Raw genomic sequence first — 26226 nt, forward strand, 5'->3', positions numbered from 1 at the left:
CGGTCGCGGGTCGCGGCGGTCACGGCGCGACCCCGGCCATCAGCGCCACGTCGGCCAGCCGGTTGGCATAGCCCCATTCATTGTCGTACCAGGCATAGACCTTCAGCTGCGTGCCGTTCACGACCATGGTGGAGGGCGCGTCGATGATCGCGCTGCGCGGGTCATTGGCGTAATCGGCCGAGACCAGGGGCCGCGTCTCGTATCCCAGGATGCCCTTCAGCGCGCCGCCGGCGGCGGCCTCGAAGGCGGCGTTGACCTCTTCGGCCGTCACCTCGCGTTCCAGCTCGAAGACGCAATCGGTCAGCGAGGCGTTCAGCAGCGGCACCCGCACCGCATGGCCGTTCAGCCGGCCCGACAGCTCGGGATAGATCAGCGTGATCGCCGTCGCCGAGCCGGTCGTGGTCGGGATCAGCGAATTGAGCGCCGAGCGCGCGCGGCGCAGATCCTTGGCGGGGCGGTCGACGATGGTCTGGGTATTGGTCACGTCATGCAGCGTGGTGATCGACCCGTGGCGGATGCCGAAGGTTTCATGCACCACCTTCACCACCGGGGCGAGGCAGTTCGTCGTGCAGGAGGCCGCGGTGACGATCCGGTGGCGCGCCGGATCATAGCTGTCGTGATTGACGCCGTAGACGATATTCGCCGCATCGCCGTCCTTCACCGGGGCGGAGACGACGACCCTCTTCACCCCGGCCTCGAAATAGGGGGCGATCCTGGCCGCGGTCTTGAACACGCCGGTGCAGTCGATCACGACATCGACCCCGTCCAGCGGCAGATCGGCAATCGCCGCCCGGCCGATGAAGGGCAGCCGCGTGCCGTCGATGGTCACGCTATCGGCGTCATGCGAGATCTCCGCATCCCAGCGCCCGTGCACCGTGTCGAATTCCAGCAGATGCGCATGCATCGCCGCATCGCCCACCGCGTCGTTGATCCAGGCGATCCGCGCGCCCTTCTCCAGCAGCGGCCGCAGCGCCAGCTTGCCCATGCGGCCCAGACCGTTCAGCGCATAGACGGTCATGCCTGCGCCTCCGTCCCGGCGCGGCCGATCTCGTCTACGGCGGATTGCAGCGCGACGCGGTCGAGGCTTTCCACGGGAAGCGCGGTGAAGGCCTCGATCCGGTGCTTCAGCGCGCCATAGGCCTGCTGGAAGGCCAGCGCCCGTTCGGCATCGCTGCCGGTGGCCTTCACCGGGTCCGGCATCCCCCAATGTCCGCTGACCGGCTGGCCGGGCCAGGCGGGGCATTCCTCGTTGGCGGCCCGGTCGCAGACGGTGAAGACGAAATCCATCGCCTCGGCCCCCGGGGCCGCGAACTCGCCCACGTTCTTCGAGCGCAGGACAGAGACGTCATGCCCCTTGTCCCGCAGCACCTGCAGCGCGAAGGGGTTCAGCTCGGAATAGGGGCGGGTTCCGGCCGAGAAGGCGTTGAACCGCGTCCCCGCCGCCTTGCGCAGGATGGACTCGGCAAAGACCGAGCGGGCGGAATTGCCCGTGCAGATGAAGAGGACATTGTATTTGCGGCCGGTCATGGCGGGCTCTCCGGAGGGGAAGGGCAGGCACAGGTCGGGGCGGCCGCGGCAGCAATCCGCCAGCAGCCCCCCCAGCATCCGTCGCACTGCCGTCATGTCGATGGCGTAGAGGACCGAGGTTCCCGCCCGTCCCTGCGCCAGCAGCCCCGCCCCTGTCAGGGACGCGAGATAGGCGGACATGGTGCTGGGCTTGACGTCCAGGACCGCGGCCAGTTCCCCGGCCGGAACCCGGTCGGGATAGCGCCGCATCAGCAGCCGGAACACGGCGAGGCGCTGGGGATGGCCGAGGATGGCAAGCTGGTCGGGAATCTCTTTTTCCATATTTCGTGAAATAATGAAATTATAACCCGGGCGCAATCCCTTTCCGCCCTGCCGCGACGCCGCGGCCGTTGCCTTCGCCCGCAAACCCTGTAGGGCTGGGGCATCAAGTGACGGAACCCCTGCCCCATGCTGCATCTCATCCTGTTCTCGATCACCGTCGGGATCACCGCGACGCTGGTCTTCGACCTGTGGAAATACGCCACCGACCGGCTGCGCGGGCGCAGCGGATCGCCCTGGGGGCTGATCGGGCGCTGGGTCCTGGGGCTGGGACAGGGGCGCTGGAGGCTGGACCAGTCGCGGCGCGACCCGCCCGGGCGGGCGGAAACCGCGACCGGCTGGATCTTTCATTACGCGGTGGGCATCGCCTATGCCGCGATGCTGCCGCTGTTCTGGGGGGCGGGCTATGTCGCCGCGCCGGGCCTCTGGCCGGCCGTCATCGTGGGCTTCGGCCTGACCACGCTGGCGGGGCTGTGCCTGCTGACCCCCGCGATGGGCGGCGGCATGCTGGCGCGGAACACCCCGAACCAGGCGCAGCGCATCATCGAGACGCTGCAGAACCACGCGATCTTCGCGCTGGCGCTCTACATGGGCGCGCGCGCCTTCGCCTGACCCCCTGCAAGGCCCAGAAGAAAGCTTCGGACATGAACGAGAATACCCGCGGCATCCTGTTCATGGTGATCGCCATGGCCACGATGCTGACCTCCGACACGGTGGTCAAATCCGTGGCGCAGGACCTGCCGCTGTTCCAGATCATCTTCCTGCGCCATGTCTTCATGACCGCCGGGCTGGGGCTTATGGCCTGGCGCGACGGGGCGCTGCGGCTGCGCCCCGCGCCGCGCCAGGCGACGCTGATCGGGCTGCGCTCGCTGGGCGAATGCACGGTCGTGTGCTTCTACCTGATCGCCCTGACGCTGATGCCGATGGGGGCGGCGACGGCGATCTTCCAGCTGCAGCCGCTGGCCGTCACCCTCGCCGCCGCCGTGTTCCTGGCCCAGCCGATCGGACCGCGGCGGCTGATCGCCATCGCGGTGGGCTTTGCCGGGGTGCTGCTGATCGTGCGCCCGGGCAGCGAGGCCTTCGGCCCCGGCGCGCTGTTCGTGCTGGTCGCGGTGGCCGGGGTCTGCCTGCGCGACATCGCCACGCGGATGCTGGGCGCCAGCGTCCCCGCCTCGCTGCTGGCACTGCTGGCCTCGGGCGCGCTGATGCTGATCAGCCTCGTCGTGATGACCGTGAAGGGCGGCTGGATGCCGGTCTCCCCGGCGCAGCTGGGGCTGATCTTCGCCGGGGCCTGTTTCCTGCTGACCGGCTACATGGCGATGGTGCTGGCGATGCGCTTCGGCGAGATCGCGGTGATCTCGCCCTTCCGCTACGTCTCGCTGGTCATCGCGCTGATCTACGGCTTCGCCTTCTTCGGCGAGATGCCGCAGCCCGTCATGCTTCTGGGCGCGGCGATCATCGTGGCCAGCGGCATCTATACCTTCATGCGCGAACGCCGGCTGGGGGCGGGCTGAACCGCCGGCACGGGACCCGCGGGGAGATGCCCGCGGGTCCCGTGCTCGGCAGCGCGGTTGCGCTTGCTCCCCGGCGCGAATCGTAACATACGGTGTTACATGAAACGCGACAGCCGCCTCTCCTCCGTCCTCCACGCGCTCCTGCACATGGCCCAGAGCGACGCGCCCATGACCTCCGGCGCGCTGGCGCGCTGTCTGGCGACCAACCCGGTCGTGGTGCGGCGCACCATGGGGTTCCTGCGCCGCGCGGGCCTCGTCGCCTCCGACCGGGGGCAGGCCGGCGGGTGGCGGATCGCCCGGGACCTGTCGACGATCACGCTGCGCGATCTTCACCTTGCTCTCGAAGAGCCCGGGATCTTCGCCATCGGCCATCGCAACGCGGCGCCGGACTGTCTGGTCGAACAGGCGGTCAATGCCGCGCTCGACGCGACCCTCGCCGAGGCCGAGGCGCTGCTGCTGCGCCGCATGGGCGAGGTCACGCTTGCCGACCTGGCCGAGGACTTCGCCCGGCGCCACGCCTCGCGGTCCGCGCATGACAAGGAAACGGGACATGATGCATGACGTGATCGTCATCGGCGGCGGATATGCCGGCATGGCGGCGGCGCTCCAGCTGCTGCGCGCCCGGCGGCGGGTGGCGGTGATCGATGCCGGCGCCCGCCGCAACCGCTTTGCCGCCCATGCGCACGGGTTCCTCGCTCAGGACGGCACGCCGCCGGAGCAGATCGCGGCGCAGGCGCGCGCCCAGCTGGAGCGCTATCCGGACCTGACATGGATCGAGGCGGAGGCGGTTTCCCTCGACGGGACGCAGGACAGGTTCGAGGTGACGCTGAGCGACGGCACGGCACGGCGCGGGCGCCGCGTCCTGATGGCGACCGGCGTGAGCGATCTGCTGCCCGCGATCGAGGGGATCGGGCCGCGCTGGGGGCGCTCGGTCTTCCACTGCCCCTATTGCCATGGATACGAACTGGACCGCGGCGCCATCGGCGTCATCGCAAGCAGCGCGCTGTCGCTGCACCAGGCGGAGCTACTGACCGAGTGGGGCTCCGTCACCTTCCTGTTGAACGGCGCCCCGGGCCTCGATGACGCGGCGCGCGACGGCCTCGCGCGGCGCGGCGTCCGGATCGAGGAAGGCGCCATCCGCAGGCTTGAGAACGACGCCGACATCCGCCTTGCCGACGGGCGCCTGCTCTGCTTCGCCGGGCTCTTCGTCGCCACGACGGTGAGGCCCGCCAGCCCCCTGCCGGTCGAGGCCGGATGCGCCATGGAGGAGACCCCGATGGGCACGCGGATCCGCACCGGCGCGACCCGGGAGACGTCGGTGCCCGGCATCTTCGCCTGCGGCGATCTTGCCGTGATGCCGCATTCCGTGTCGCTTGCCGTGGGCGACGGCGCCCTGGCGGGGGCGCAGCTCCACCGTTCGCTCGTCTGGCCCGGGACATGACCCCGGACCTGCCGCAGGATCCGGGCCGGGCCCGCCGCCGACGGGCCGGGAGCGGGCGGGTCAGGGGATCATCGTCTCGGGCAGGATCAGAACGATCTGCGGAAAGGCGACAAGCAGCCCGAGCGCGGCCAGCATCGCCAGCCAGAAGGGCAGCACCCCCGCGAAGATCCGCCCCAGCGGCACGTGCCGGGCCACCGACTTGACGATGAAGACATTCATGCCCACCGGCGGCGAGATCAGCCCCATCTCCAGCGTCAGCACGACGAGCACGCCGAACCAGACCGGGTCGAAGCCGAGCTGGGTGATGACCGGAAAGAAGATCGGCAATGTCAGCACCAGCATGGCGAAACCGTCGAGGAAACAGCCAAGCACCAGGTAGCAGCCGAGGATCATGGCCAGAACGACCATCGGCCCGACCGGCAGCCCGGTGAGGAACGTGCCCACCGTCGAGGGAATATGGGACAGCGCCAGGAAGGGGTTGATCATGTGCGAGGCGATCAGGATCAGCATCACCGTCGCCGTCGTGACCACGGAGTCCCGCGCCGCCGCCCAGAGGACGGCAATTGTCAGCCGCCGCTGGAGCGCTCCGGCGAGCATGACCAGCCCCGCCCCGACCGCCGCCGCTTCCACCGGCGAGAACAGCCCGCCATAGATGCCGCCGATGGTCAGGCAGACGATGACCAGGATCGGCGCGGCCCCTGTCAGGGCGCGCAGCCGCTGCGCCCGCCCGCTGCGCGGACTGCGCGGTCCCAGCCGCGGATCGAGCCGGCACAGCAGCGTCACCGCCAGCATGAAGAGCGACAGCAGCAGGATGCCCGGCAGGACGCCCGTGAGGAACAGCTTGCCGATCGACTGCTGGGTCAGGATCGCGTAGATCACGAAGCCCGTGGAGGGCGGGATCAGGATGCCCAGCGTGCCCCCCGCCGCGACCACGCCGGTCGACAGCCGCGTGTCGTAGCCGAACCGCTCCATCTCCGCCATCGACACCCTGCCCATGGTCAGCGCCGCCGCGACGGACGACCCCGACAGCGCCGCGAAGCCGCCGCAGCCGAGGATCGTCGCCGAGGCCAGCCCGCCGCGGACATGCCCGATCACCGCATGGGCGGCGTCATAGAGAGCGCGGCTCATCCCGGTGGCGGAGGCGACATTGCCCATCAGGATGAAGAGCGGCACGACGACCAGTTCCGCCGATGAGGCCAGGGTGAAGCTTTCCGAGGCCAGCAGGCTCATTGCCGAAGCCGTGTCGCGCAGGATCGCCACGCCGGCGAAGCCCACGGCGAACATGGCCAGCGCCACCGGCATCCTCAGAAGCATCAGCACGACCATCGCCGCCAGCCCGGCCAGGCCGACAAGTTCGGGGCTCATCGCGCCTCCCTCCCGCCGAGCATCCGCTCGGCTGCGCGCAGCGCCATGCCGAAGGCGGCGATCAGGCACAGCCCCGCCATCGCCGTCTGGAACCAGTCCTTGGGCAGATGCAGGATGTTGGTCGACAGGTTCAGCATCCGCGACAGGGCGGCGCTGTCCAGAACGGCCCAGGCAATGGCCGTGAAGATCACGGCACCGGCGGCCGCCCAGGCGATGTCGCAGGCCCGGTTCAGCCAGGCCGGGAAGGCCGGTTCGAGGATATCGACCGCCACATGCCCGCCCTGCCGGTCGCACAGCGCCATCGCGCCGAAGACCACGATCACCATCGTCATCTGCGACAGGTCCTGCGCGCCGGTCAGGGGCGCGTGCAAGGCGCGCCCGGCGACATCGGCAAGGATGACCACGACCTCGAACACCAGCCCGATGGTCGCAACGAGGGCGGCGAAGCCGGTCAGGGCATCCGCCGCACGCCGCAACGCGCGCATCGCGTCACTCGCCCTTCATCGCGGCCAGGACATCGGCGGCCCCCGCCGCCTCGACCAGGCGCTCGGTCACCGGGAAGGTCAGCGCCTCGAAGGCGGCCGCCTCTTGCGGCGAAAGTTCGGTCACGGCCTCGTCCGGCGACGCCTTGAGCGCCGCGATGGTCCTCTCGGCGGTCGCGATCCAGCCGGCCTCGGCCTTCTGCGACAGCCACGCGCCGCTGGACTCGTCGATCGCCGCACGCTCTTCGGCGGACAGGCCGTCATAGCGGCGCTGGTTCATGACCACGAAGAAGGTGATCCGCCCCAGCGGGGCGCCCAGCGTGTAGGAATCCGCCACCTCGTCAAGCTTGAAATCCGAGACCGCGCTGGAACCGGTGATGATGCCGTCGATCAGGCCGGTCTGCAGGGCATTGTACATCTCGTTCGCGGGCATCTGCACCGGCGTCGCGCCGAGCGCGGCGATGACCTCGGCCGCCGCCGCGCCCGAAACCCGCAATTTCAGCCCCCGGACATCTTCGGGCCTGCGGATCGTGTGCCCCTTCATGATGAAGATATTGGGCTCCGAGGTCCAAAGCGCCAGCGGCTTGACCCCCGGGTATTCCTGCCCGATCAGGTCCATCGCCCGCCAGATGCCGGGATAGCCCGGCTCTCCGGCGCCGAAGACGGCCGGCAGCTCCGCCACCATGGTCTTGGGAAATTGGGAGGAGGTATAGCCCTGCAACCCCCAGCCGATGTCCGCCACGCCCTGCACGACCCGCACATATTGCTCCAGCGGACCGGCGCCCAGCTCCCCGCCGGGATAGACCCGGACGGTGAGCGCATCATCCGACGCCCCGCCGATCCCCTCGGCGAAGGGCGTGATCACGGCCTCGGTGATGGTATGGCCGGGCGGGACGAAATGGGCAAAGGACAGCTCCTCTGCCATGGGGATTGCAGGCAACAGGCACAGGGCCGCCGCCCCGACCCAGGCGCGCGTTTTTGTATACATCTAATTTCCTCCCTGGGCTGCAGAATCCTGCAGCCCCTCATTGCGCCCCCGGCTGCCATCTTCGACTTCCCGCCCTGAGGCGTGGCTTTGACGCAAGGGGCCAAGGCTCTGCGACGTTTCTGAGGCATGACCCCCCTCCCTCTGCAATGAGGGCCTCCTGCGAGGGGTCCCGTCTCATGTATACATTGTCTAGCGAGAGCGCGGAATTGCGGCAACAGGAATCTGCCGCGTGGCGGCTCAGCCGGCCGCGGGCGGGTCCAGGGCCATCGCCGGCGACAGCGGCGGCGCGTCGCCGCGGCCGAAGAGCCTGCGGAAATTCTCCTGGGCCGGACGGACATGCTCGCGCGCCAGCGCCTCCGCCCGCGCGCCCTGGCGCCGCAGGATCGCCTCCACCAGCATCCTGTGCTCGTGCTGGCCGACCCGCAGGATGTCGCGGAATTCACCCGCCTGCATCCGGAAGGGCAGGAAGGCCGAGGGCGACCCGAAGGGCAGCCGCGCGATCCGTTCCAGTTCGCGCTCCAGCGTGGCGCTTCCCGCGAGACGCGCAAGCAGCGCGTGGAACTCGCGATTGGCCTCCGCATAGGCGTCGAAATCCGTCTCGTCCCCCGCGAAACAGGCATCGAGCCGCGCCAGCACCTCCTGCGCCCCGGCCAGCGCGGCGGGATCCGCGCCGCGTTCCGCCGCCAGCCGCGCCGCCATGCCCTCCATCACGCCGCGCAGCTCGATCGTGTCCAGCACATCAGCCGTCTCGAAGGCCCGCACGGCGAAACCGCCCTTCGGCCCCCGTTCCAGCAGCCCTTCCTCGACCAGCCGCGCCATCGCCTCGCGCACCGGCGTGCGGGACACGTCCAGCCGTTCGGCCAGCGCCACTTCGTAAAGCCGCGTGCCCCCGGGAAGCTCGCCCGCCAGGATTTGGCGCCGCAGCACCGCCTGGGTGCGCATCGTGTGGTTCCGACCGGTTGCCGCGTCCATGCCGCCCTCCTCTGGATGGCGCCATCCTAGACCTTGTCGCCCCGCCTGTGCCAGAGCCTGCATTGCGTTTTTGTGTACACATTATTCGCCATAGTCCTTGCAGAACGGGTTCATCGCGGCAATTATCTTCGTAAATGTATTCATTTTGGGAGGAGAAGGTGGAGACACCGATCATGGCAATCCCCGGTCTGCTGTCCGACCGGCGGGTCTGGAAGGCCCTGGAAACGGCAGCGCCGGGCCGGGTGCGCCACGCCGACGTGACGCGGGATGCCCATATCGCGGCCATGGCGGGCCGCCTTCTGGCGGAGACCGCCGGTCCCCTGATCGTCGCCGGCCACTCGATGGGGGGCCGCGTGGCGATGGAAATGGCGCGGCAGGCCCCGGCGCGCATCCGCGGCCTCATCCTGGCCAATACCGGCCATGACCGGCAGAAGCCGGATGAGCTGCCGCGGCGGATGGCGAAGATCGCGGCCGGGCATCGCGACATGCAGGCCATGGTCGCCGCGTGGCTGCCGCCGATGCTGGCGCCCGGACGGCAGGCCGACGCCGCCCTGACGGAGGAGCTGGCGGAAATGGCGCGCTCCATCGGCGCGCAGGTGCATGAACGCCAGATCCGCGCCCTGCTGGAGCGGCCCGACGCGATGGATTGCCTGCCGGGGATCTCCTGTCCGGTGCTTCTGCTGGCGGGGTCCGAGGACGGCTGGTCGCCGGTGGCGCAGCACGAGGAGATCGCCGCCGCCCTGCCCTGCGCGGAACTGCAGGTCATCGCCGGCGCGGGCCATTTCCTGCCGGTCGAGAAGCCTGCCGAGACGGCCGCGGCCGTGGCCGCCTGGCTGGCCCGGACCGAACGGCCGCAGATCGCCGAGACCCCGCTTCTGGACCGGGCGGCCAGCCTGCGGGGCTACCGGCTGAACAAGATGGCGATGGCGCTCGCAGAGCCCGCCAACCGCGCCGCCTTCCGCGAGGACGAATCCGCCTATCTCGACCGCTTCGGCCTGAGCCCCCGGGAACGCGCGGCCGTGCAGGACCGCAACTGGGAGGAGATGGTCCGGCTTGGCGGCAACCTGTTCTTCATCCTGAAGATCTCGGCCATCGACCCGGTGCCGATCACCGCCATCGGCGCGGCGCAGGCCGGGATGGCCCATGACGATTTCCTGAAACAGCGGCTGGGGAAGACCTGATGGCGCATATCATCGGCGGGCTGGGCACCAGCCACGTGCCCTCGATCGGGGTGGCGATCGACAAGGGACTGACCGGAACACCGGACTGGAAGCCGTTCTTCGACGGCTATGACGCGGGCAAGGCCTGGATGAGGGCCGCGAAGCCCGATGTGGCGGTCGTCATCTTCAACGACCACGGCAACAGCTTCTTCCTCGACCGGGTGCCGACCTTCGCCATCGGCGTGGCGGATCGCTACCGGCCCGCCGACGAGGGCTGGGGCCCGCGCGCGGTGCCCGATTTCGAGGGCGCGGCGGATCTGGCCTGGCATTTCGCCGACAGGCTGGTGGAGTCCCATTTCGACCCGATGATTTGCCGGGAGATCGACGTCGATCACGGGCTTCAGGTGCCTATGGAGCTGTTCTTCGGCCGCCCGGAGGCCTGGCCGGTCAAGGTGCTGCCGATCTGGGTCAACACCATCCAGTACCCGATCCCGACGCCGCAGCGCTGCTGGGAGATGGGCCGGGTGCTGCGCGAGGCTATCGAGAGCTTCCCGGGCGGCGAGCGCGTGGTGATCATGGGCACCGGCGGGCTGTCGCACCAGCTGCAGGGCCGGCGCGCGGGCTTCCTCAACCGCGAGGCGGACCTGGCCTGGCTCGACGGCATCGCCGCCGATCCCGAACGCTACCGCGCCATGAGCCGCGAGGACTATGTCGAGATGTTCGGATCCGAGGGCGCCGAGCTGATCATGTGGCTGGTGATGCGCGCGGCGATGAACCCGCAGGTGGATCTCGTGCACAAGCATTACCACGCGCCGGCCTCGATGACGGGGGCGGGCATGGTCGTCCTGGAGAATGCGTGATGGCCTATTTCCTGATGACCTGCCTCCATCACGAGGACCCGGCGCAGGCGCGCGAGGTCCTGCGGCCCCGCCACCGGGCCTGGGTGGGATCCGGCGGGGAGGGCCGGGTCTCGGTGCTGATCGGCTCGGCGCTGACCGATGCCGCGGGGGCCTCGATCGGCAATTTCGCGATCCTCGAGGCCCCGGATTCCGCCACCGCCCGCGCCTTTGCCGAGGGGGACCCCTTCGCCCGGGCGGGACTTGTTTCCTCCATCGAGATCACCCCGCTGCCCCCGGGGTTCCAAGCGCATCGCATCGCGGAACCGATGAGCCCGCGACTGGGCTGATCGCCCTGCCCTTCTGCCGCGCCCGGCAGGGGCGGCACGCAAGGCGATGCGGCGCCCGCGGAAGACGGACGCCGCCTCTGTCACGGACCTCGCTCCGGATCAGGGAGCGATCAGCACCTTGCATTGCCCGGTCCGCGATTTCAGCGCGCGGAACGTCTCCGGCACCTCGGCAAGCGACACCGTCTGGCTGACCAGCGCGCGCGGCTCGACCGCGCCCGCCGAAAGCACGTCCAGCGCCGCCTCGTATTCCTGCCGCTTGAAGAAGGCCGCCGTCAGGATCGCGGCCTCCTTCGAGACCGCGCGGAACGGCACGAAGGAGGCCGCGCGCGTGCACAGGCCGAGCATCACGATCCGGCCCTTGACCCGCACCTGCTCCACCGATTGCGCGACCAGCTGCGGCACCCCGGCGCAGTCGAAGACGATATCGGCCTTGCCCCCCAGCGCCCGGTCCGAGGCCGCGACCGGCGCCTCGGGATCGCAGAGGAAATGCGTCGCGCCCATCTCCATCGCGCGCGCCTCCTGGTGGCGCGCGATGTCCTGCACCGCCACCCGCGCCGCCCCCATGCGCCGCGCCCAGAAGGCGGTGGCCAGCCCGATCGGCCCGGCGCCGAGGATCAGCACCCGGTCGCCCGGACGCACATCGCCGATCACCGCGCCATGCAGCGCCACGGCCAGCGGCTCCACGATCGCGCCGTCTGCCAGCGAGGCGGTCCCCGGCAGCAGCGTGCATTGCCGTTCCGACACGGCCGCATATTCGGCATAGCCGCCGCCCTGCAGCCGCATCTGCGGACACCAGGCGGGTTCGCCGGCCAGGCAGCTCGGGCAGTGCCCGCAGCTTGCCAGCGGCACGACCGACACCAGGTCGCCCTTGCTCAGCCGCTGCGTGCCGCGCCCGGCCTCCACCACCTCGCCCGCGAATTCATGGCCGAAGACATCGCCGGGACAGGCGCCGAATTCGGGCTCTTCCGCCATGTGCAGGTCGGAGCCGCAGATGCCGCAGCGCCCGACGCGGATCACCACGCCGTCGGCCGCGGGTTCCGGATCGGCCAGCTGCTGAACCGCCAGGGGCGCGCCATGCGCCTCGAAGACCGCGGCGCGCATCAGCCCAGCTTTCCCAGCGCCATGCCGCCATCGATCATCAGATGCGCGCCGGTCATGTAGTTCGAGGCATCCGAGGCGAGATAGAGCGCCAGCGGCTTGATCTGGCAGGGTTCGGCCACCCGGCCCAGCGGCACGAGGCTGTCCCATTTCTTCCGCGCCTGCGGGTCCTTCTTCAGCCAGCCGCCGCCGATATTGGTCACGAAGGGACCGGGTGCGATGGCGTTCACGCGGATGCCGAACTCGGCCAGCTCCAAGCCGAGATGCTCGACCAGATGCTTCACCGCCGCCTTGGCGGGCATGTAGGCCAACCCGACGATCGGCTCGTTGACGACCGCCGCGTTCGAGGAGGTGACGATGACCGAGCCGCCGCGCCCGGCCGCCTTCATCGCCCGCACCCCGTCGCGGATGGTGTTGTAGATGCCGGTGAGGTTCACCGCGATGCTGCGGTCCCAGCGTTCGGGGTCGTAGGTGTCGACCTGCCCCTCGGGGTTGCGGTGCCCGGCCGGGTTCCAGAACCCCGCGCCGGTATCGATCCCGGCATTGGCGAAGAGGATGTCCAGCCCGCCGAAGGCGGCGACATGCGCATCCACGGCCGCCGCCATCGCGGCGCGGTCGGTGACGTCCAGCGCGGCGGCGCGCGCCTCGGCGCCCTGCTGCGCCAGCCGCGCGGCCTCTCGCTCCGCGCCCTCGCCGTCCCTGTCGCTCAGCGTCACCGCGCAGCCGGCCTCGGCCATCGCCTCGGCAAAGGCCAGGCCAAGCCCCGAGGCGGCGCCGGTAACGAAGGCCGAGCGGCCGTCGATGCGGAATTGCTCCAACGTGTTCATTCCGTGATCCCTTGTCCTGCGGATCCGGCCCCGGCTTGCCGGGACCGGGGGCTGTCTCATTCGGCCGGGGCCGGGCCCGCCAACGGGCGGCCCACCTGGCTCGGGGCGGTCTCGCGCAGGAACAGCGCGGCGCCGAAGGACAGGACGGTCAGCGCCGCCATGATCCACAAGGGCGCGGTCAGCCCGGCCGCGTCGGCGGCGACGCCCGCCAGCGACGGGGCCAGCACGCCGCCCAGCACCTCGCCCATGCCCATGGACAGCCCCAGCGCGGTCGCGACATGGCGCGGATCGACGCTTTCAGAGGGCACGGTCGCCATGAAGAGCGGGAAGATGCCGTTGACGCCCCAGCCGATGAAGAAGAACACCGCCAGCAGCCAGAGCGAGCCGTCGAAGAACAGCGCCCCCAGCGGCAGAAGCAGGCCGAGCGCGGGCATCAGGATCATGATCGGACGGCGGCCGTAGCGGTCCGAGAGCCCCGAGACCACGAAGCTGCCCAGCGTTGCCGAGATGCCGAGCGAGCCCATCAGCCAGCCCATGGCCTCGGGCGGCACGCCCTTCACCTGGGTCAGGTAGAGCGGCATGAAGGCCCAGCAGATCACCAGATAGCCGACCAGCAGAACCGACAGCGTGACGCAGATCACCACGTTGCGGTCCCGCAGCACGTCGCGCAGGCTGCCCTTCGGGCCACGGACATGGCGTTGCGGCGCGGCAGGCTCCTCGATCATGAACCACATCATCACGGCGCAGAGGAGACCGGGCACCCCGGCGAGGTAGAAGGCCTCGCGCCAGCCGAAGGCGGTGGCGAAGCCCACCAGGAGCACGGGCGCGACGAAGCTGCCCAGCAGGTTCGAGCCGAAATTCTGGGTGATCCCCTGCGCCAGCCCGCGCCGCTCCGGCGCGACCTCGGCGGCGACCATCGTGTGGGCGATCGGCATGAAGCCGCCCTCGGCCGCACCCATCAGCAGCCGCGCGCCCAGAAGCAGCGCGAAGCTGGAGGCGAGGCCCGACAGGAAGGAGCATAGCGAGAAGGCAATGGTCGAGGCGATCAGCAGCATCTTGCGCCGCCCGATCGTGTCCGAGAGCTTGCCGATGGCAAAGGCCGACAGCGCCCAGGTGAAGCTGAGCGCCGAGGCGAGCATGCCGATCTGGGCATTGGTCAGGCCCAGTTCCGGCTGGATGAAGGGCATCAGGAAGCCGAGCGCGTTGCGGTCGAAGAACACGACCCCGAAGGTCAGGCTCAGCAGCGCCACCATCACGAACTGGTAGCGGGCCGAGCGGACCACCGGACGCGCCCCGCCTGCGGCAGGTGCGTGTGACATGGAAATTCCTCCCTGGAAAACGGACCGCCCGGGGCCGGGCGCCGGAGGTCCCGGCGCGGCGGCCGGGACGGGACGGCGCTCAGATGTAGAGCTGCTCGTTGATCTCGATGCCGTTTTCCCGGCAATAGGTCTCGTAATGGTTCATGAACCACCAGACATCCGCGGTGAAGGCGAATTTCGCCTCGTCGTCGTAGAAGTCGATCGCCCCCTGCATCCAGCCGAACAGCTTCGTGCCCTCCGGGTGGTCGGTGACCAGGGTATGCGCCTCGCCCGGGACCTCCTGGATGAAGCCGCCCGGCGTCGCCACCCAGTCGTATTCCAGATAGCGCGCGCTGCCTTCGAGGCAGAGCATGACGATCTGGCCGCGGTGGTAATGCGTGCCGATCACGCCGGGTTTCTTGATCCACAGGATGTTGGAGAAGATGTTGTTGCGCACATCGAAGGCGAGGTGGCGGATCGCGGCATTCGGGCCGAAGGGGATCCAGGGGCTGTCGCCGGGATCGGTGCCCACGAACGTGCCGGCGACGCCGCGGCGCGCCTGCAATTCCCTGAACGGATCCGGCACCTCGACGATGCGATAGGCATCGGAGGGCGGCGGGGCTTTGCTGAAATCGGTCGGTTCGTCGTACATCGGTCTCTTCCCTTGCTCGGGCAGCGGGCCGGGACCGGTCCTGCCGGCGCCGTCTCCTCCCCTGCCTCCTGGCGGTGCCGGCTCCTCCGCCGGCAACTGCAGCGTGTCAGGGCGCGGCGGATGCCGCTTGGACGGGCGCGCAGGAAGATGCGGACGGATGCGCAGAGCCGCCGGATCGTCCGGCCCGCCATGCCGTCGGGCTGGCGCCATGCGCCCGGCGGAAGACCCGCGCGAAATAGGCGCTGTCGTTGAAGCCGTGATCGAAGGCGACCGCGGTCACCGGCAGCGAGGGATCGGCGCGCAGCACCTCGGCCGCGCGGGCGAGCCTGCGTTCGAGGATCAGCGCGGTCGGCGTCGTGCCCACGGCGGCGAAGAGGCTCTGCAGGCTGCGTTGCGAGATGCCGAAGGCCGCGGCGATGCTGGCGCCGCCCAGCTCCGGATCGCCGAGCGCCGCCTCGACATGCGCGACGATGCGCTGGCGCAGCCGCGCGCCGCCCCGGGTCGGCTTGGGCATGCCCTGGCCCGCGCCGGTCAGCGCCAGGGCCCACAGATCGCAAAGCGCCGCCGTCATGCCCGCGTCGAAGGCGGCGCCCGCCTCCTCGATCCCGTCCTGGCGGCACAGCGAGACCAGGCAGTCGCGGAACATCCGCCCCCCGGGGGTCAGCCCCGGAAGCGGGCGGCCGTAGAGCCCGTCGAGATCGGCGACCCGGCGGTCGAGCTCTTCGCGCGGAATCTCGGCCACGAACAGCTCATGCGCGTCGGACAGCCGGAACCGGTAGCCCTCCTGCCCGGGCAGGATGATGAAATCGGCCGCCTCCACGGAGGTTTCGGTACCCCCCCGCGAGATCCTGGCCCGCCCGCGCAGGACCATGTGCATCACCACCGTCTCGCGCGCGCCGGGCGAGGGGGCGCGCGAGACGGTCGAGGCGACCGAACACGGGCGCAGCACCGTCAATTCCCCCAGCGTGATGCGCAGCATCTCGGCGCGGAACCCCTCGGCCGCGCTGTCCACCTGCGTGCGGGCCAGGCTCTGGTCGCAAAGGCGGTTCCAGTAGTCGAGGCGGCGGCGGGGCGCGACCTCCTTCGATGCGAAACGGGCAATCCGTCCCATGGCGCGTGTGTCCTCCCATTTGGTCCGCATCCTCCGCCGCGCTGTTCGCCGCACGGTCGGAAGGCGCGGGGCCCGGCCGTCACGCCGGAACCCGCTCGGGCGCGATCGCCTTGCGCGCGGCCATGTGCAGCCGCAGCGCATTGACCGTCTCGAGGGCAACGAGCCGGCCGCCGCGATGGCGTTCGACGACCAGCACCTCGCCGGTATCCTCGATGACGCGCGAGGCGTCCTGCGGCCGGGCCAGCCCCGCCATCTGCAGCCGGCCCGCGCCCTGATGCGACCAGAACCACGGCACGGCGGGGTCGGGCACCGGCTTGCCGGCCAGATGCGCGGCGACCCGGCGGGCCTGTTCGGTCGCATTGGCAACGGATTCCAGCCGGACCGGATCCGCGGCCCAGCGGTTCGGCGCCATGGCGACGTCACCGATCGCGAAGATGGCCGGATCGGAGCTGCGGTGCAAGTCGTCGGTGAGGATGCCGTTGCCCGTCGCCAGCCCCGCCGCGGCGGCCAGGTTCGTGTCCGGCACCACCCCCGCCGCCACCAGAACCGCATCGGCCGCGATCCGTGTCCCATCGGCCAGGACCACGGCCCCCGGCTCCCGGCGCGCGACCTCGACCCCCAGGCGAAGGTCGGTGCCCATGCCGCGATGCAGCCGTTCGAACCAGGCCGAGACCTCGGCGGAAACGGCCCGCGCCATGACCCGCGGCCCGGCCTCCAGCACGGTGACGGCGATGCCGGACCCCGCCAGCGCGGCCGCGACCTCCAGACCGATGAACCCCGCCCCGATCACCGCCAGCCGGCGCAGCCCGGGCAGCCGCGCGATCAGCATGTCGGCATCCGCCAGGTCGCGCAGGCCCAGCACCTCGCCCGGACCGAAGCCGGGCAGCGGCAGGACGCGGTTGCGCGCACCGGTCGCCAGCACCAGCCGGTCATAGTCCAGGGCGCGGCCATCCGACAGCGCCAGCCGCCGCGCGCCGCGGTCGATGCCGCGCAGCGCGCACCCGGCAAGGAACCCGATCCGCTGCCTGTCATAAAGCGCCGCGCCGCGGAAGGGCAGCGGCGCCTCGGTGCCGCGGCTCTTGAGATAGCTCTTCGACAGCGGCGGACGCTGGCCGGGCAGCCCCGGCTCCGCCCCGATCAGCGTCACCTCTCCCGCATAGCCTGCCGCGCGCAGCCCGAAGGCGCATTCCACCCCCGCCTGTCCGGCCCCGGCGATGACGATGCCCGCCATCTCAGTGCTGGCTTTGCGGCAGGTGGACGACAAGCCCGTCAAGCCCGGGCTCCAGCGTGATCTGGCAGGACAGGCGGCTGAACCCCGTCACCTCGGCCGCCGCGCTGTCGAGCATCTCCTCCTCGATCTCCGCCCGGTCCGGCACCCGGGCCGCATCGGCCGGATCGAGATAGACATGGCAGGTCGCGCACATCGCCGCGCCGCCGCATTCGCCGACGATCCCGTCGATGCCATTGGCAACGGCCGCCGCCATGATGCTGGTTCCCGCCTCGGCCTCGACGGATGTGCGCGTGCCGTCATGTGCCACGAAATGCACCTGTACCATGATACTCCTCCTTCTTGTCTGGTCCGGTCCGGGGGGCCTCCTCCGCCCGCCCGGACCGCTGCCGCATATCCGTCAGTTCAGGCGGACGGGCAGGTTGATCGGGCCGCGGAAACCGAAGCCGCGCCATTGCACGGCCTCCGCATCCGGCAGGCTCATCCGCGGAAAGGCGTCGAACAGCAGGGGCAGCATGATCTGCCCCACCGTGCGCCGCGCGATATTGGCGCCGGCGCAGTGATGCGGGCCGGAGCCGAAGGCCTGATGCGGGTTCGACGGGCGGAAGACGATGAAATCCTCGCCGTTCTCGTAGACATCCTCGTCGCGGTTGGACGAGGCCTGGATGGTCATCACCGTGTCGCCCTTCGGGATGTCCCAGCCGCCGATCTGGCAATCCTCGAGCACCAGCCGCGACGAGGCCTGGATCGGCGCCACCCAGCGCACGCCCTCCTCGAAGGCGGCGTCCCAGGCCTCCTGCCGCCGCACCTCCTCGAACTGCCCGGGATCGCGCAGCAGCCCGTAGACGATGGTCGCCAGCGCATCGCGCGGCTCGTTGATGCCGCCGCCGATGGCGATCTTGAGATTCGCGTAGATCTGTTCGCGCGGGATCGGGTCCTTCGCGTTCAGCATCACCGAGAAGGCCGAGGGGCCGGGATCGGCCAGATGCCGTTGCGCGATCCTGTCGAACAGCGCGTTCATTTCGTCATTCGCCCGGTCCGTGACCTCGAAGGGCCCGGGCCGCCAGGCGAAGTTCCCGGCCCCGTCGATCAGGTTCTGCGACCAGCGCATCATCTGTTCGTCGGTCGCGTCCTCGATGCCGAGGATCACCGCCAGGATCCGGGCGGCCACCGGGCCGCAGAGGTCGCGATAGAGATCGACGCCCCCGTCCTGCGGCAGGCGCGCGATGTAGTCCTTCGCGATCGCCTCGTATTTCTCCGCCCAGTTCGACTTGATGACCTTGGGGGTGAAGGACGGCTGCATCGCCATCCGTTCCCTGCGATGCGCCGCGCCATCCTTGCGCATCAGCGTATGGGCGCGGAAGGCCGGCTGCATCGGCGTGTTGGGATCGTTGGAGCTGAAGAGTTCGGGATTGTCCTTGACCAGCCTGGTATGCGCCGCCTTGGTCAGGAAGGTCCGCTTGACGGACTCGACCCGGACCACCGGGGTCTCGGCGCGCATCCGGCGATAGACGGGATAGGGGTCGAGCGTCAGCTGATCGAAGCTGACCTCGGCATTCGAAGGTGCCAGTGGCAAATGCAGCCCTCCTCCTGGTGCATTCATCCGGGTTGTGTCCGCCAGGATTCATCGTTGGCTTGAATGAATCAATCCGATACGCCTTATAGTTGCCATCAAGAGATTTGATTTGCTTGCAGGTGCGCAATGACCCGGTCCGATCCCCGCCCCCGCCCCGACCCGTCGGGCATCGATTTCGGCACGCTGGAGACCCTGTGCCTCCTGCACCGCACGGGCTCCTTCACCAGGACGGCGGAACTGCTGGAGGTGAACCAGTCGGCGGTCAGCTACACGGTCGACAAGCTGCGCCGCCTGTTCGACGATCCGCTTTTCGTGCGCGAGGCGCGCCGCCAGGTCCCGACCGAACGCTGCAGCGCCATCGTCGCCGAAGCGGCACGCATGGTGCAGGATTTCCGCCGCCTGGCCGCGCCGGACAGCTTCGATCCCGCGACCACGCACGCCCGCTTCGTCATCGCCTGCAACTATTACGAACGGCTGCTGATCATCCCGCCGCTGGTCCATGCGCTGCGGCAGCAGGCCCCGGGCCTGCAGCTGGAGATCGTCAATTCCGGCGACGAGGGCCATGACCGCCTGCTGGCGGCCGAGGCCGATCTTCTGATCGGACCGTTCCGGCGGCTGGAATCCGGCTTCATGAGCCGCAAGCTGACCGAGGAACGCTATGCCTGCCTGATGGACCCCTCCCATCCCGCCGCCGGATCAGCGCCGGAGCTTGCCGCCTATCTGGAGTTCGAGCACGTGCTGATCACCTATGGCGGGCTGTGGAAATCCCGCTACGTCTCCGAACTGGAGGAGATGGGACATGCATTCGTCCCGGCGATCCGGGTCCCGAGCCCGGCCGGCGTGCCCGAACTGATCGCGGGCACCGCCCTGGTCGCGACCGTGCCGCACCTGCTGGCGGCGCATCTGAAAGGGCCGATGCGGCTCCTGCCCTGCCCGGTCCCCGCGCCCTTCGACGTGCTGATGGTCTGGACGCGGCGGACGCATGACCAGCCGATGCACCGCTGGATGAGGGACCTGATCGCGCGCAGCGCGAAACCGCACCTGTCCGCACAGGCTGCCCCCGGATCATGCCCCGATCGCCGGACGGGATATCCCGGGATCTGAGCGCCCCGCCGCGGCTGCCGGCCGGCGATGTGCCTTCCTCCGCGAATGGCCGGGCCGGGCGGTCGCCGCCGGATGCCTCCGCGCCCCCCTGCGCAGCCCGGCCGGGGAACGCGGGGATGACCGTGATCCGCTGCCGGGTCAGGACCGCCCGGGATCCCGGCGGTGATCTGCCGGACCGGCCCGCCCGCGGGCCGGTCCGCAGGGCGTCACGCGACGCCGTCCGCCCGGGCCACCGGCCAGACCGATTGCAGCTTTTCCCCCGACAGGATGCGGCGGCGCGCCGCCGCCTCATGCGCGCCCAGCTCATCGGCCTGGTCGGCCACCGCGACCAGGTGTTCGCGCGGGATGCTGACGACTCCGTCGATATCGCCGAAGATGACATCGCCGGGCTTGACCACGGTGCGGCCCAGCGTCAGGGGCACCTGGCTTTCCTTCGGTTCCTTCTTGCCGGTGATGCCGACCGGGCTGGGCGCGGTGCCGAATAGCGGGTATCCGAGGTCCCGCACCTGCGCCAGGTCGCGCACGGTCGAGTTCACGACGGTGGCGGCCAGCCCGGCGGTCTTGGCCCCCGTGCTCATCAATTCGCCCGAGCAGCTGCCATCCGCGCAGGCGGCATCCACGACCATCACCGCCCCGGCGGGCGCATTGTCGATGGCATTGTGATAGACATCCTGCGGCTCGCCCTTGCGATCGGATGGCGCGAACAGCACCGTCACCGCCGGACCGACGATCACCGCGCCCGGGGCCAGGCTCCCCTGCAGGGAAATCCCGTCGAGAAAGCCCCAGAGCCCGAGCGCCTCCATGCTGTCATGGACATCGCCCGAATACCACCTCTTCAGCCGTTCGATGGCATCGGTTTCCCGGGCCGTGTAGGCGTAATCATACATTCCTGTTCTCCTCCATTTCCTTTTCCACGGCGATGCGCAGATATTCCGCGGATCGCGCGATCTGTTCGCGCATCAGCGCCTTGGCCCCGGGGCCGTTGCGGTCGCGGATGCGGCTGAAGATTTCCTCGTGTTCGCCATATGCCTCCTCCAGCGACTTGGTGGGCACGCGGCTGGAGACCTGGATCATGTCGCTGATCAGGTTCGCGAAATTCTCGTACATGATCGCCAGGATGCGGTTTCCCGTGCTGCGCACCAGCGCCAGGTGAAAACCCGCGTCGGCATTGACGAACCCGTCGAAATCGCCGGTGTCGCGGGCGATGCGCATCTGCTCCAGCGCGGCGTGCACGGCATCGTCGACCGGCGCGTCGCGGGAGACGAGTATCTCGATCACCTCGGTTTCGATCATCCGCCGCGCATCCATCAGCTGGCGCAGATAGCCGGGATCCGAGGCCAGCTGCTGGCGCACCGTCACCGCCAGCGTGCCGATGAACTCGTTCACGTCGCGGCGCACGACGGTGGTGTTTCCGCCATGACGGCGCCGGACCAGCCCCTTGGTCTCCAGCGCCTGGATGGCCTCCCGCACGGAGCGGGTGGAGACCCCGAAATCGCGCGCGATCTGGCTTTCCGAGGCCAGCTTGTCGCCCACGCGCAGATCCCCGCCGAGAATGCGGTCCTCCAGCGCGGACTGGACGGTGATGTGAAGGCGCTCCCGGGCGGGAGGCGGCGTCGCGCTGGGGCTCATCTCTCGGTCCTCTTTTGCCTGTTCCGGTCCAATGATGGCGGGGGATCGAAAATCAACAAGGGCTGTTGACGCCGCCATCCGATGGGGGTTAGTCATCTTATGACATAAGTCATATGTCAAGGGTGAGTCTGCTTTGAGGAGGGCGCTCGCCCCAATCGGAAACGGGAGGAACTCATGATCCACGAAGGTATGTCTCGGGGCCGCCGCGCCCTGTGCCTGGCGGGCATTGCCCTGGCCGCAACCGCGGGACCCGCGCTGGCCGACTGGCCGGAAAAGGCCGTGACCGTCATCGTCCCCTGGTCGGCCGGCGGCGGCACCGACGCGACGGCCCGCGCCGTCGCCAGCGAGCTGGAGGAGAAATTCGGCCAGCCCTTCAACGTGGTCAACCGCACCGGCGGCGGCGGGCTCGTCGGCCACAGCGCCATCGCCCAGGCCCCCGCGGACGGCTACACGCTGGGGGTCATCACCATCGAGAGCACGATGTTCCAGGCCCAGGGCCTGCCCGGCGTGACCCCGGCGGATTACACCTATATCGGGCGGTTCAATGCCGATCCGATCGCCATCAACATCGCGGCGGATGCCGGATATGACGATGCCGAGGGCCTGATCGAGACGGTCCGCGCCGATCCCGGCGCGGTCGCGGCCTCCGGCGCCAATCGCGGCGGGCTGTCCCACCTGGCATGGATCGGCCTGCTGGACAAGCTTGACATCGACCCGGCCGCCGCCACCTGGGTGGCCTCCGACGGCTCCGCGCCCGCGCTGCAGCAACTGGCCTCCGGCGCGATCGACGTGGTCTCCACCTCCCCGGCCGAGGCGCAGTCGCTGGTCGATGCGGGCGAGGCGCGGACCGTGGCGCTGATCTCCTCCGAACGCAGCGCGCTCTATCCCGACCTGCCGACCACGACCGAGATCTTCGGCACCGACTGGTCCCCCCTGCCCTTCCGCGGCCTCGCCGCCCCCAAGGGCGTGCCCGAGGACATCGTCGGCAAGGTCGAGACCGCGCTGAAGGAGATCACGGAAGATCCCGATTTCCAGGCCTTCATGGCCTCGCGCGGATTCTCCGTGGCCTATCAGGATGCCGCCACGTTCGAAGCCACGGTGACCTCCTCCTCCGAAGGGCTGGCCGCCGCCATGACATCGGCCGGGCTCGCCCAGTAACCCTCCATCCGGAAGGACCATTCCATGAGGATCGCAGATCGCCTCCTCGGGCCAGTCCTGGCCCTGTTCGGCCTGTTCGTCATCTGGGAGGCGCACAAGCTTCCCGCCGTCCCCGGCGTCCGGTTCGGGGCGGACCTGCTGCCCACGGGGGCGGGTGTCCTGCTGGTCCTGTTCGGCGGGCTGATCCTGCTGTCGGGGCTGCGGCAGCCGCAGGAGGCGCTGCTGCATCTCGATGACTGGAAGGCGCGCGGCCTCAACGGGGTCGCGGCGCTCTGGGCCTTCGGCGGGCTGCTCCTGGGAATGGTCCTTTTCGAACCGCTGGGATTCCCGCTGACGGGCATCCTGTTCATGGCGGGGATGATGGCGCTGATGGGCGCGCGGGCGGCGGTGATCGTGACCGTCGCGCCGATCTTCGTGCTGCTGCTCCATTACGTCTTCTCCGGCCTGCTCAAGGTTTCCCTGCCCGCTGGCGTGCTTGACGGGGTGCTGCCATGAGCCCGGCAACCCTGCTGGAAAGCCTGGGCATGGTCCTGCAGGTCCAGGTCCTGCTGGCCATCCTCGGCGGCGCGGTCTACGGGCTGTTCATCGGCGCCCTGCCCGGGCTGACCGCCACCATGGCCACCGCCCTGCTGGTGCCGCTGACCTTCTACATGGCGCCCCTGCCGGCCATCGCGCTGATCGTGTCCTCGACCGCCATGGCGATCACGGCAGGCGACATTCCCGGCGCGCTGCTGCGCATTCCCGGCACGCCCGCCTCGGCCGCCTATACCGAGGAAAGCTATGCCATGACCCGCCGCGGCGATGCCGTCCGGGCCCTGTCGATCGGGTTCTTCTTCTCGGCCCTGGGCGGGCTGATCGGGGCCGGGGCGCTGCTGGTCACCGGGCCGCTTCTGGCGCGGGTGTCGCTGAATTTCTCCAGCTTCGAATTCTTCTGGCTGGCCGTGCTGGGCCTGCTGGCCTGCGCGCTGGTCTCGGGATCGAACCCGGTGAAGGGGGGCGTGTCGCTGGTGCTGGGGGTGCTGGTCTCGACCGTCGGGCTGGACATCACCACCGGACAGCCGCGCTTCACCTTCGGCTCGCTCGAGCTGATGGGAGGCGTCAGCTTCATCCCCGTCATGATCGGCATGTTCGCCTTCTCCGAGATCCTGCGCGGCCTCTCGGCGAAGGACGACACGCCGCGGCCCGGGGACGGGGACGGGGACCGCCCGGCCGATACCCGCAGCCAGAGGCCGTTCCAGGGCATCTGGGGTCTCTTCCGCCGCTACCCGCTCAGCGTGCTGCGCGGCACCTCGCTGGGCGCCTCCCTGGGCGCGCTGCCGGGCGTGGGCGGCGACCTGGCGGCGTGGATCGCCTACGGGGTCTCGGCCCGGTTCTCGAAAACGCCCGAACGCTTCGGCAAGGGCCATGAGGAAGGCCTGATCGAGGCGACCTCGGCCAATAATGCGGGCCTGTCCTCGGCCTGGATTCCCGCGCTGGTCTTCGGCATTCCCGGCGACGCGGTGACCGCCATCGCGGTGGGCGTGCTCTACATGAAGGGCGTGGCGCCGGGGCCGCGGCTGTTTGCCGAGAACCCCACCATGCCCACGGCGATCATCCTGTGCTTCTTCGTGGCCAACCTGCTGCTGTTCCCGCTGGGCTATGTGGCGATCCGTGCCGCGCGCCTGGTCCTGGCCGTGCCGCGCAACGTCATCGTCCCGATGATCCTGATCTGCTGCTTCCTGGGGTCCTTCGCCATCAACAACACGCTGTTCGGGGTGGCGATCATGCTGGTGGCGGGGCTTGCCGGCTATCTCATGGAACGCAACGGCTTCCCGATCGCGCCGGTGATCCTCGGCCTCGTGCTGGGGCCGGTGCTGGAAAGCAACTTCATCATGTCCATGCAGATCGCGCGGGGCGATCTGGCAGGGTTCTTCGACCGGCCCGTCTCCGCGGTGCTGGGGGTCTTCGTGATCGCCGTGATCGCGCTGACCATCCTCTCCCGCATCCGCAAGGCGCTGCGGCCCGGACGGGCCGACAGGCCCGACACCTCCTACATCCAGTAAAGGACGTCTCTACCATGCTCGACTTCTTCTCCGTGCGGGACAAGGTCGCCGTCGTGACCGGTGGTCTCGGACAGCTCGGCTCGCAATTCACCAGGCAGCTTGCCGCAAACGGCGCCAGGGTCGCCATCTTCGCGCGGCGCGAGCGCAGCGCCGAGGAGGTGGAGGCCCAGTTTCCCGGCCTGGGCGCGCGCATCCGCGTCTACCGATCCGATGTCCGCGACAAGGACAGCCTGATCGCCGCGACCGACCGCGTCATCGCCGACTGGGGCGTGCCGGACATCCTGGTCAACAATGCCGGGATCGACAGCAAGCCCGACGGCGCGGCGGATCAGAACGCGCCTTTCGAGGTCTATCCGAAGAAATACTGGGATGACGTGATCGAGACCAACCTGACCGGCTGCATGCTGTGTTCGCAGGTGATTGGCACGAAGATGGCCGAGGCCGGGCGCGGCTCGATCATCATGGTCGGCTCGATGTACGGCATGGTCTCGCCGAACCAGGCGCTCTATGCCTATCGCGAGGAACGCGACGGCGAACCCTTCGTCAAGGCGATCTCCTATGCCGCCTCTAAGTCCGGGCTGCTGAACATGACCCGCTACCTGGCGACCTACTGGGCCAAGCAGGGCGTGCGCGTCAACCTGGTGACCTTCGGCGGCGTCAAGACGGGCTCCTTCGACAAGGAATTCATCGATGCCTTCCTCGAACGCGTCCCCATGGGCCGCCAGGCCGAGATCGAGGAATTCGGCCCCATCGTCCAGTTCCTCGGATCCGAGGCCTCCAGCTACATGACCGGGGCGAACCTGGTGCTGGATGGCGGATTCACCTGCTGGTGAGCGCATGACCTTCTATCTTGGCATCGATGTCGGCACCGGCAGCGCGCGGGCGGGGGTCTTCGACGCGGACGGGACCCTGCGGGGCACCGCCGCCCACGCGATCGCCACGCACCGGCCCGCGCCGGATTTCGCCCAGCAGAGCTCGGCGCAGATCTGGGCGGCGGTGACCGCGGCGGTGCGCGGGGCGGTGGCGGCGGCCGGCGTGCCCGGGGAGAGCATCGCCGGCATCGGCTTCGACGCGACCTGTTCGCTGGTCGTCACCGATGCGCAGGACGCCCCGGTGACGGTCAGCCCCGCGGGCGAGCCCGAGCAGGACGTGATCCTGTGGATGGACCATCGCGCCATCGCCGAGGCGCAGCGGATCAACGCCATCGGCGGCGCACCGCTGGACCATGTGGGCGGGGTGATCTCGCCCGAGATGGAACTGCCCAAGCTCAGCTGGCTGAAACGCGCCCTGCCCGGCTCCTGGGCGCGGGCGGCGGCCTTCTGGGACCTGCCCGACTGGCTGGTGCACCGCGCCACCGGGGGCGACACCCGGTCGCTGTGCTCGACGGTCTGCAAATGGACCTATCTGGGCCACAGGGGACAGCAGGGCGAAGGCTGGGACGACGCGTTCCTGCGCGCCATCGGGCTGGAGGACCTGGCCACGCCCGGCCACGCCGCCCTGGGCGCGCGGCTGGCGGCGCCGGGCAGCTGCTGCGGCGGGCTCGATGCGCG

The 26226-nt window shown here is 69.7% G+C and carries 29 protein-coding genes; 13 read left to right on the top strand and 16 right to left on the bottom strand.

The features are described 5' to 3' along the window. Positions 1-19 precede the first annotated feature (19 nt). Positions 20-1018, bottom strand: coding sequence for an ArsJ-associated glyceraldehyde-3-phosphate dehydrogenase (locus ICN82_RS13645; RefSeq protein WP_193183712.1), 999 nt, complete (start codon positions 1016-1018; stop codon positions 20-22). After that, on the bottom strand, positions 1015-1848 hold the full coding sequence (locus tag ICN82_RS13650; RefSeq protein ID WP_193183714.1) for an arsenate reductase/protein-tyrosine-phosphatase family protein: 834 nt from the start codon (positions 1846-1848) through the stop codon (positions 1015-1017). Before ICN82_RS13650 ends, ICN82_RS13645 begins: the two co-directional genes overlap by 4 nt. 126 nt (positions 1849-1974) lie before the next feature. Between ICN82_RS13650 and ICN82_RS13655 the strand changes: the two genes are divergently transcribed. From ICN82_RS13655 to ICN82_RS13670, 4 genes are all read left to right on the top strand, one after another. Next, positions 1975-2457 carry a DUF2938 family protein gene (locus ICN82_RS13655; RefSeq protein ID WP_193183716.1) on the top strand — a complete coding sequence of 161 codons (483 nt, stop codon included), beginning with the start codon at positions 1975-1977 and terminating at the stop codon, positions 2455-2457. 32 nt (positions 2458-2489) lie between these two features. Further along, positions 2490-3359: a DMT family transporter gene (locus tag ICN82_RS13660; RefSeq protein ID WP_193183718.1), complete on the top strand. Its 870-nt coding sequence runs from the start codon at positions 2490-2492 to the stop codon at positions 3357-3359. A gap of 99 nt (positions 3360-3458) precedes the next feature. Next, positions 3459-3920, top strand: coding sequence for an Rrf2 family transcriptional regulator (locus tag ICN82_RS13665; RefSeq protein WP_193183720.1), 462 nt, complete (start codon positions 3459-3461; stop codon positions 3918-3920). Continuing rightward, a complete protein-coding gene (locus tag ICN82_RS13670; RefSeq protein ID WP_193183722.1) occupies positions 3910-4800 on the top strand; it encodes an NAD(P)/FAD-dependent oxidoreductase in 891 nt (296 codons plus the stop codon). Before ICN82_RS13665 ends, ICN82_RS13670 begins: the two co-directional genes overlap by 11 nt. Positions 4801-4860: 60 nt before the next feature. On the opposite strand, the gene ICN82_RS13675 is transcribed toward ICN82_RS13670, so the two are convergent. The 4 genes from ICN82_RS13675 to ICN82_RS13690 form a co-directional block, all read right to left on the bottom strand. After that, a complete protein-coding gene (locus ICN82_RS13675; RefSeq protein WP_193183724.1) occupies positions 4861-6165 on the bottom strand; it encodes a TRAP transporter large permease in 1305 nt (434 codons plus the stop codon). Then, positions 6162-6650, bottom strand: a complete 489-nt coding sequence (locus tag ICN82_RS13680; RefSeq protein WP_193183726.1) for a TRAP transporter small permease — start codon at positions 6648-6650, stop codon at positions 6162-6164. The genes ICN82_RS13675 and ICN82_RS13680 overlap by 4 nt, the downstream gene beginning before the upstream one ends. Before the next feature lie 4 nt (positions 6651-6654). Next, the gene (locus ICN82_RS13685; protein ID WP_193183729.1) at positions 6655-7635 is read right to left on the bottom strand and encodes a TRAP transporter substrate-binding protein; all 981 of its coding nucleotides are present in this window, start codon (positions 7633-7635) and stop codon (positions 6655-6657) included. Between the two features lie 237 nt (positions 7636-7872). After that, entirely contained in the window at positions 7873-8607 is a 735-nt protein-coding gene (locus ICN82_RS13690; protein WP_193183730.1) for a GntR family transcriptional regulator, read from the bottom strand. Between the two features lie 173 nt (positions 8608-8780). On the opposite strand from ICN82_RS13690, the gene ICN82_RS21345 reads away from it, so the two are divergent. From ICN82_RS21345 to ICN82_RS13710, 3 genes are read left to right on the top strand one after another with little or no spacing between them, the layout of a single operon-like run. Continuing rightward, complete coding sequence (locus tag ICN82_RS21345; protein ID WP_226898487.1) at positions 8781-9788, top strand: alpha/beta fold hydrolase; 1008 nt, start codon at positions 8781-8783, stop codon at positions 9786-9788. After that, positions 9788-10627: a class III extradiol dioxygenase family protein gene (locus tag ICN82_RS13705; protein ID WP_193183733.1), complete on the top strand. Its 840-nt coding sequence runs from the start codon at positions 9788-9790 to the stop codon at positions 10625-10627. Before ICN82_RS21345 ends, ICN82_RS13705 begins: the two co-directional genes overlap by 1 nt. Next, a complete protein-coding gene (locus ICN82_RS13710) occupies positions 10627-10953 on the top strand; it encodes a YciI family protein (RefSeq protein ID WP_193183735.1) in 327 nt (108 codons plus the stop codon). The genes ICN82_RS13705 and ICN82_RS13710 overlap by 1 nt, the downstream gene beginning before the upstream one ends. Before the next feature lie 99 nt (positions 10954-11052). Here the strand turns inward: ICN82_RS13710 and ICN82_RS13715 are convergent, their stop codons facing one another. The 8 genes from ICN82_RS13715 to ICN82_RS13750 form a co-directional block, all read right to left on the bottom strand. Then, entirely contained in the window at positions 11053-12054 is a 1002-nt protein-coding gene (locus tag ICN82_RS13715; RefSeq protein ID WP_193183737.1) for a zinc-dependent alcohol dehydrogenase, read from the bottom strand. Further along, a complete protein-coding gene (locus ICN82_RS13720; RefSeq protein WP_193183739.1) occupies positions 12054-12878 on the bottom strand; it encodes an SDR family NAD(P)-dependent oxidoreductase in 825 nt (274 codons plus the stop codon). The genes ICN82_RS13715 and ICN82_RS13720 overlap by 1 nt, the downstream gene beginning before the upstream one ends. Before the next feature lie 56 nt (positions 12879-12934). After that, positions 12935-14197: an MFS transporter gene (locus ICN82_RS13725; RefSeq protein ID WP_193183741.1), complete on the bottom strand. Its 1263-nt coding sequence runs from the start codon at positions 14195-14197 to the stop codon at positions 12935-12937. 79 nt (positions 14198-14276) lie between these two features. Further along, the gene (locus ICN82_RS13730) at positions 14277-14828 is read right to left on the bottom strand and encodes a 2,4'-dihydroxyacetophenone dioxygenase family protein (protein ID WP_193183743.1); all 552 of its coding nucleotides are present in this window, start codon (positions 14826-14828) and stop codon (positions 14277-14279) included. Between the two features lie 106 nt (positions 14829-14934). Continuing rightward, positions 14935-15939 (bottom strand): AraC family transcriptional regulator, encoded by a 1005-nt coding sequence (locus ICN82_RS13735; protein WP_193183745.1) that lies wholly within the window; start codon positions 15937-15939, stop codon positions 14935-14937. 79 nt (positions 15940-16018) lie between these two features. Then, positions 16019-17170, bottom strand: coding sequence for an NAD(P)/FAD-dependent oxidoreductase (locus ICN82_RS13740; protein ID WP_193183747.1), 1152 nt, complete (start codon positions 17168-17170; stop codon positions 16019-16021). A 1-nt stretch (position 17171) separates the two neighbouring features. Next, positions 17172-17495 (bottom strand): 2Fe-2S iron-sulfur cluster-binding protein, encoded by a 324-nt coding sequence (locus ICN82_RS13745; RefSeq protein WP_193183749.1) that lies wholly within the window; start codon positions 17493-17495, stop codon positions 17172-17174. 72 nt (positions 17496-17567) lie between these two features. After that, a complete protein-coding gene (locus tag ICN82_RS13750) occupies positions 17568-18743 on the bottom strand; it encodes a cytochrome P450 (protein WP_193183751.1) in 1176 nt (391 codons plus the stop codon). Positions 18744-18869: 126 nt separating this feature from the next. On the opposite strand from ICN82_RS13750, the gene ICN82_RS13755 reads away from it, so the two are divergent. Beyond that, positions 18870-19847, top strand: coding sequence for a LysR family transcriptional regulator (locus ICN82_RS13755; RefSeq protein ID WP_193183753.1), 978 nt, complete (start codon positions 18870-18872; stop codon positions 19845-19847). Positions 19848-20053: 206 nt separating this feature from the next. Here ICN82_RS13755 and ICN82_RS21535 read toward each other — a convergent pair whose 3' ends face one another. Beyond that, on the bottom strand, positions 20054-20734 hold the full coding sequence (locus tag ICN82_RS21535; RefSeq protein WP_193183755.1) for an RraA family protein: 681 nt from the start codon (positions 20732-20734) through the stop codon (positions 20054-20056). Next, positions 20727-21476, bottom strand: coding sequence for a FadR/GntR family transcriptional regulator (locus tag ICN82_RS13765; RefSeq protein ID WP_193183758.1), 750 nt, complete (start codon positions 21474-21476; stop codon positions 20727-20729). Before ICN82_RS13765 ends, ICN82_RS21535 begins: the two co-directional genes overlap by 8 nt. Positions 21477-21650: 174 nt before the next feature. On the opposite strand from ICN82_RS13765, the gene ICN82_RS13770 reads away from it, so the two are divergent. From ICN82_RS13770 to ICN82_RS13790, 5 genes are all read left to right on the top strand, one after another. Beyond that, positions 21651-22634, top strand: a complete 984-nt coding sequence (locus ICN82_RS13770) for a Bug family tripartite tricarboxylate transporter substrate binding protein (protein ID WP_193183759.1) — start codon at positions 21651-21653, stop codon at positions 22632-22634. 24 nt (positions 22635-22658) lie between these two features. Continuing rightward, entirely contained in the window at positions 22659-23129 is a 471-nt protein-coding gene (locus ICN82_RS13775) for a tripartite tricarboxylate transporter TctB family protein (RefSeq protein ID WP_193183761.1), read from the top strand. Further along, on the top strand, positions 23126-24676 hold the full coding sequence (locus ICN82_RS13780; protein WP_193183763.1) for a tripartite tricarboxylate transporter permease: 1551 nt from the start codon (positions 23126-23128) through the stop codon (positions 24674-24676). The genes ICN82_RS13775 and ICN82_RS13780 overlap by 4 nt, the downstream gene beginning before the upstream one ends. A 14-nt stretch (positions 24677-24690) precedes the next feature. Next, the gene (locus tag ICN82_RS13785) at positions 24691-25509 is read left to right on the top strand and encodes an SDR family oxidoreductase (RefSeq protein WP_193183765.1); all 819 of its coding nucleotides are present in this window, start codon (positions 24691-24693) and stop codon (positions 25507-25509) included. A gap of 4 nt (positions 25510-25513) precedes the next feature. Continuing rightward, positions 25514-26226: FGGY family carbohydrate kinase (locus tag ICN82_RS13790; RefSeq protein ID WP_269142411.1), on the top strand; the 713-nt coding region annotated here is incomplete at its 3' end.

The organism is Mangrovicoccus algicola (assembly GCF_014903745.1).
GTDB classification, from domain to species: domain Bacteria; phylum Pseudomonadota; class Alphaproteobacteria; order Rhodobacterales; family Rhodobacteraceae; genus Mangrovicoccus; species Mangrovicoccus algicola.

Bases quoted from the DNA above. Each gene is read 5' to 3' on its own strand.
- ICN82_RS13690 (WP_193183730.1), bottom strand. From the start codon at position 8,607: ATGGACGCGGCAACCGGTCGGAACCACACGATGCGCACCCAGGCGGTG.
- ICN82_RS13685 (WP_193183729.1), bottom strand. From the start codon at position 7,635: ATGTATACAAAAACGCGCGCCTGGGTCGGGGCGGCGGCCCTGTGCCTG.
- ICN82_RS13650 (WP_193183714.1), bottom strand. From the start codon at position 1,848: ATGGAAAAAGAGATTCCCGACCAGCTTGCCATCCTCGGCCATCCCCAG.
- ICN82_RS13740 (WP_193183747.1), bottom strand. From the start codon at position 17,170: ATGGCGGGCATCGTCATCGCCGGGGCCGGACAGGCGGGGGTGGAATGC.
- ICN82_RS13780 (WP_193183763.1), top strand. From the start codon at position 23,126: ATGAGCCCGGCAACCCTGCTGGAAAGCCTGGGCATGGTCCTGCAGGTC.
- ICN82_RS13675 (WP_193183724.1), bottom strand. From the start codon at position 6,165: ATGAGCCCCGAACTTGTCGGCCTGGCCGGGCTGGCGGCGATGGTCGTG.
- ICN82_RS13785 (WP_193183765.1), top strand. From the start codon at position 24,691: ATGCTCGACTTCTTCTCCGTGCGGGACAAGGTCGCCGTCGTGACCGGT.
- ICN82_RS13775 (WP_193183761.1), top strand. From the start codon at position 22,659: ATGAGGATCGCAGATCGCCTCCTCGGGCCAGTCCTGGCCCTGTTCGGC.
- ICN82_RS13725 (WP_193183741.1), bottom strand. From the start codon at position 14,197: ATGTCACACGCACCTGCCGCAGGCGGGGCGCGTCCGGTGGTCCGCTCG.
- ICN82_RS13720 (WP_193183739.1), bottom strand. From the start codon at position 12,878: ATGAACACGTTGGAGCAATTCCGCATCGACGGCCGCTCGGCCTTCGTT.
- ICN82_RS13710 (WP_193183735.1), top strand. From the start codon at position 10,627: ATGGCCTATTTCCTGATGACCTGCCTCCATCACGAGGACCCGGCGCAG.
- ICN82_RS13755 (WP_193183753.1), top strand. From the start codon at position 18,870: ATGACCCGGTCCGATCCCCGCCCCCGCCCCGACCCGTCGGGCATCGAT.
- ICN82_RS13735 (WP_193183745.1), bottom strand. From the start codon at position 15,939: ATGGGACGGATTGCCCGTTTCGCATCGAAGGAGGTCGCGCCCCGCCGC.
- ICN82_RS13730 (WP_193183743.1), bottom strand. From the start codon at position 14,828: ATGTACGACGAACCGACCGATTTCAGCAAAGCCCCGCCGCCCTCCGAT.
- ICN82_RS21345 (WP_226898487.1), top strand. From the start codon at position 8,781: ATGGCAATCCCCGGTCTGCTGTCCGACCGGCGGGTCTGGAAGGCCCTG.
- ICN82_RS13670 (WP_193183722.1), top strand. From the start codon at position 3,910: ATGATGCATGACGTGATCGTCATCGGCGGCGGATATGCCGGCATGGCG.
- ICN82_RS13660 (WP_193183718.1), top strand. From the start codon at position 2,490: ATGAACGAGAATACCCGCGGCATCCTGTTCATGGTGATCGCCATGGCC.
- ICN82_RS13680 (WP_193183726.1), bottom strand. From the start codon at position 6,650: ATGCGCGCGTTGCGGCGTGCGGCGGATGCCCTGACCGGCTTCGCCGCC.
- ICN82_RS21535 (WP_193183755.1), bottom strand. From the start codon at position 20,734: ATGTATGATTACGCCTACACGGCCCGGGAAACCGATGCCATCGAACGG.
- ICN82_RS13765 (WP_193183758.1), bottom strand. From the start codon at position 21,476: ATGAGCCCCAGCGCGACGCCGCCTCCCGCCCGGGAGCGCCTTCACATC.
- ICN82_RS13770 (WP_193183759.1), top strand. From the start codon at position 21,651: ATGATCCACGAAGGTATGTCTCGGGGCCGCCGCGCCCTGTGCCTGGCG.
- ICN82_RS13705 (WP_193183733.1), top strand. From the start codon at position 9,788: ATGGCGCATATCATCGGCGGGCTGGGCACCAGCCACGTGCCCTCGATC.
- ICN82_RS13645 (WP_193183712.1), bottom strand. From the start codon at position 1,018: ATGACCGTCTATGCGCTGAACGGTCTGGGCCGCATGGGCAAGCTGGCG.
- ICN82_RS13745 (WP_193183749.1), bottom strand. From the start codon at position 17,495: ATGGTACAGGTGCATTTCGTGGCACATGACGGCACGCGCACATCCGTC.
- ICN82_RS13665 (WP_193183720.1), top strand. From the start codon at position 3,459: ATGAAACGCGACAGCCGCCTCTCCTCCGTCCTCCACGCGCTCCTGCAC.
- ICN82_RS13655 (WP_193183716.1), top strand. From the start codon at position 1,975: ATGCTGCATCTCATCCTGTTCTCGATCACCGTCGGGATCACCGCGACG.
- ICN82_RS13715 (WP_193183737.1), bottom strand. From the start codon at position 12,054: ATGCGCGCCGCGGTCTTCGAGGCGCATGGCGCGCCCCTGGCGGTTCAG.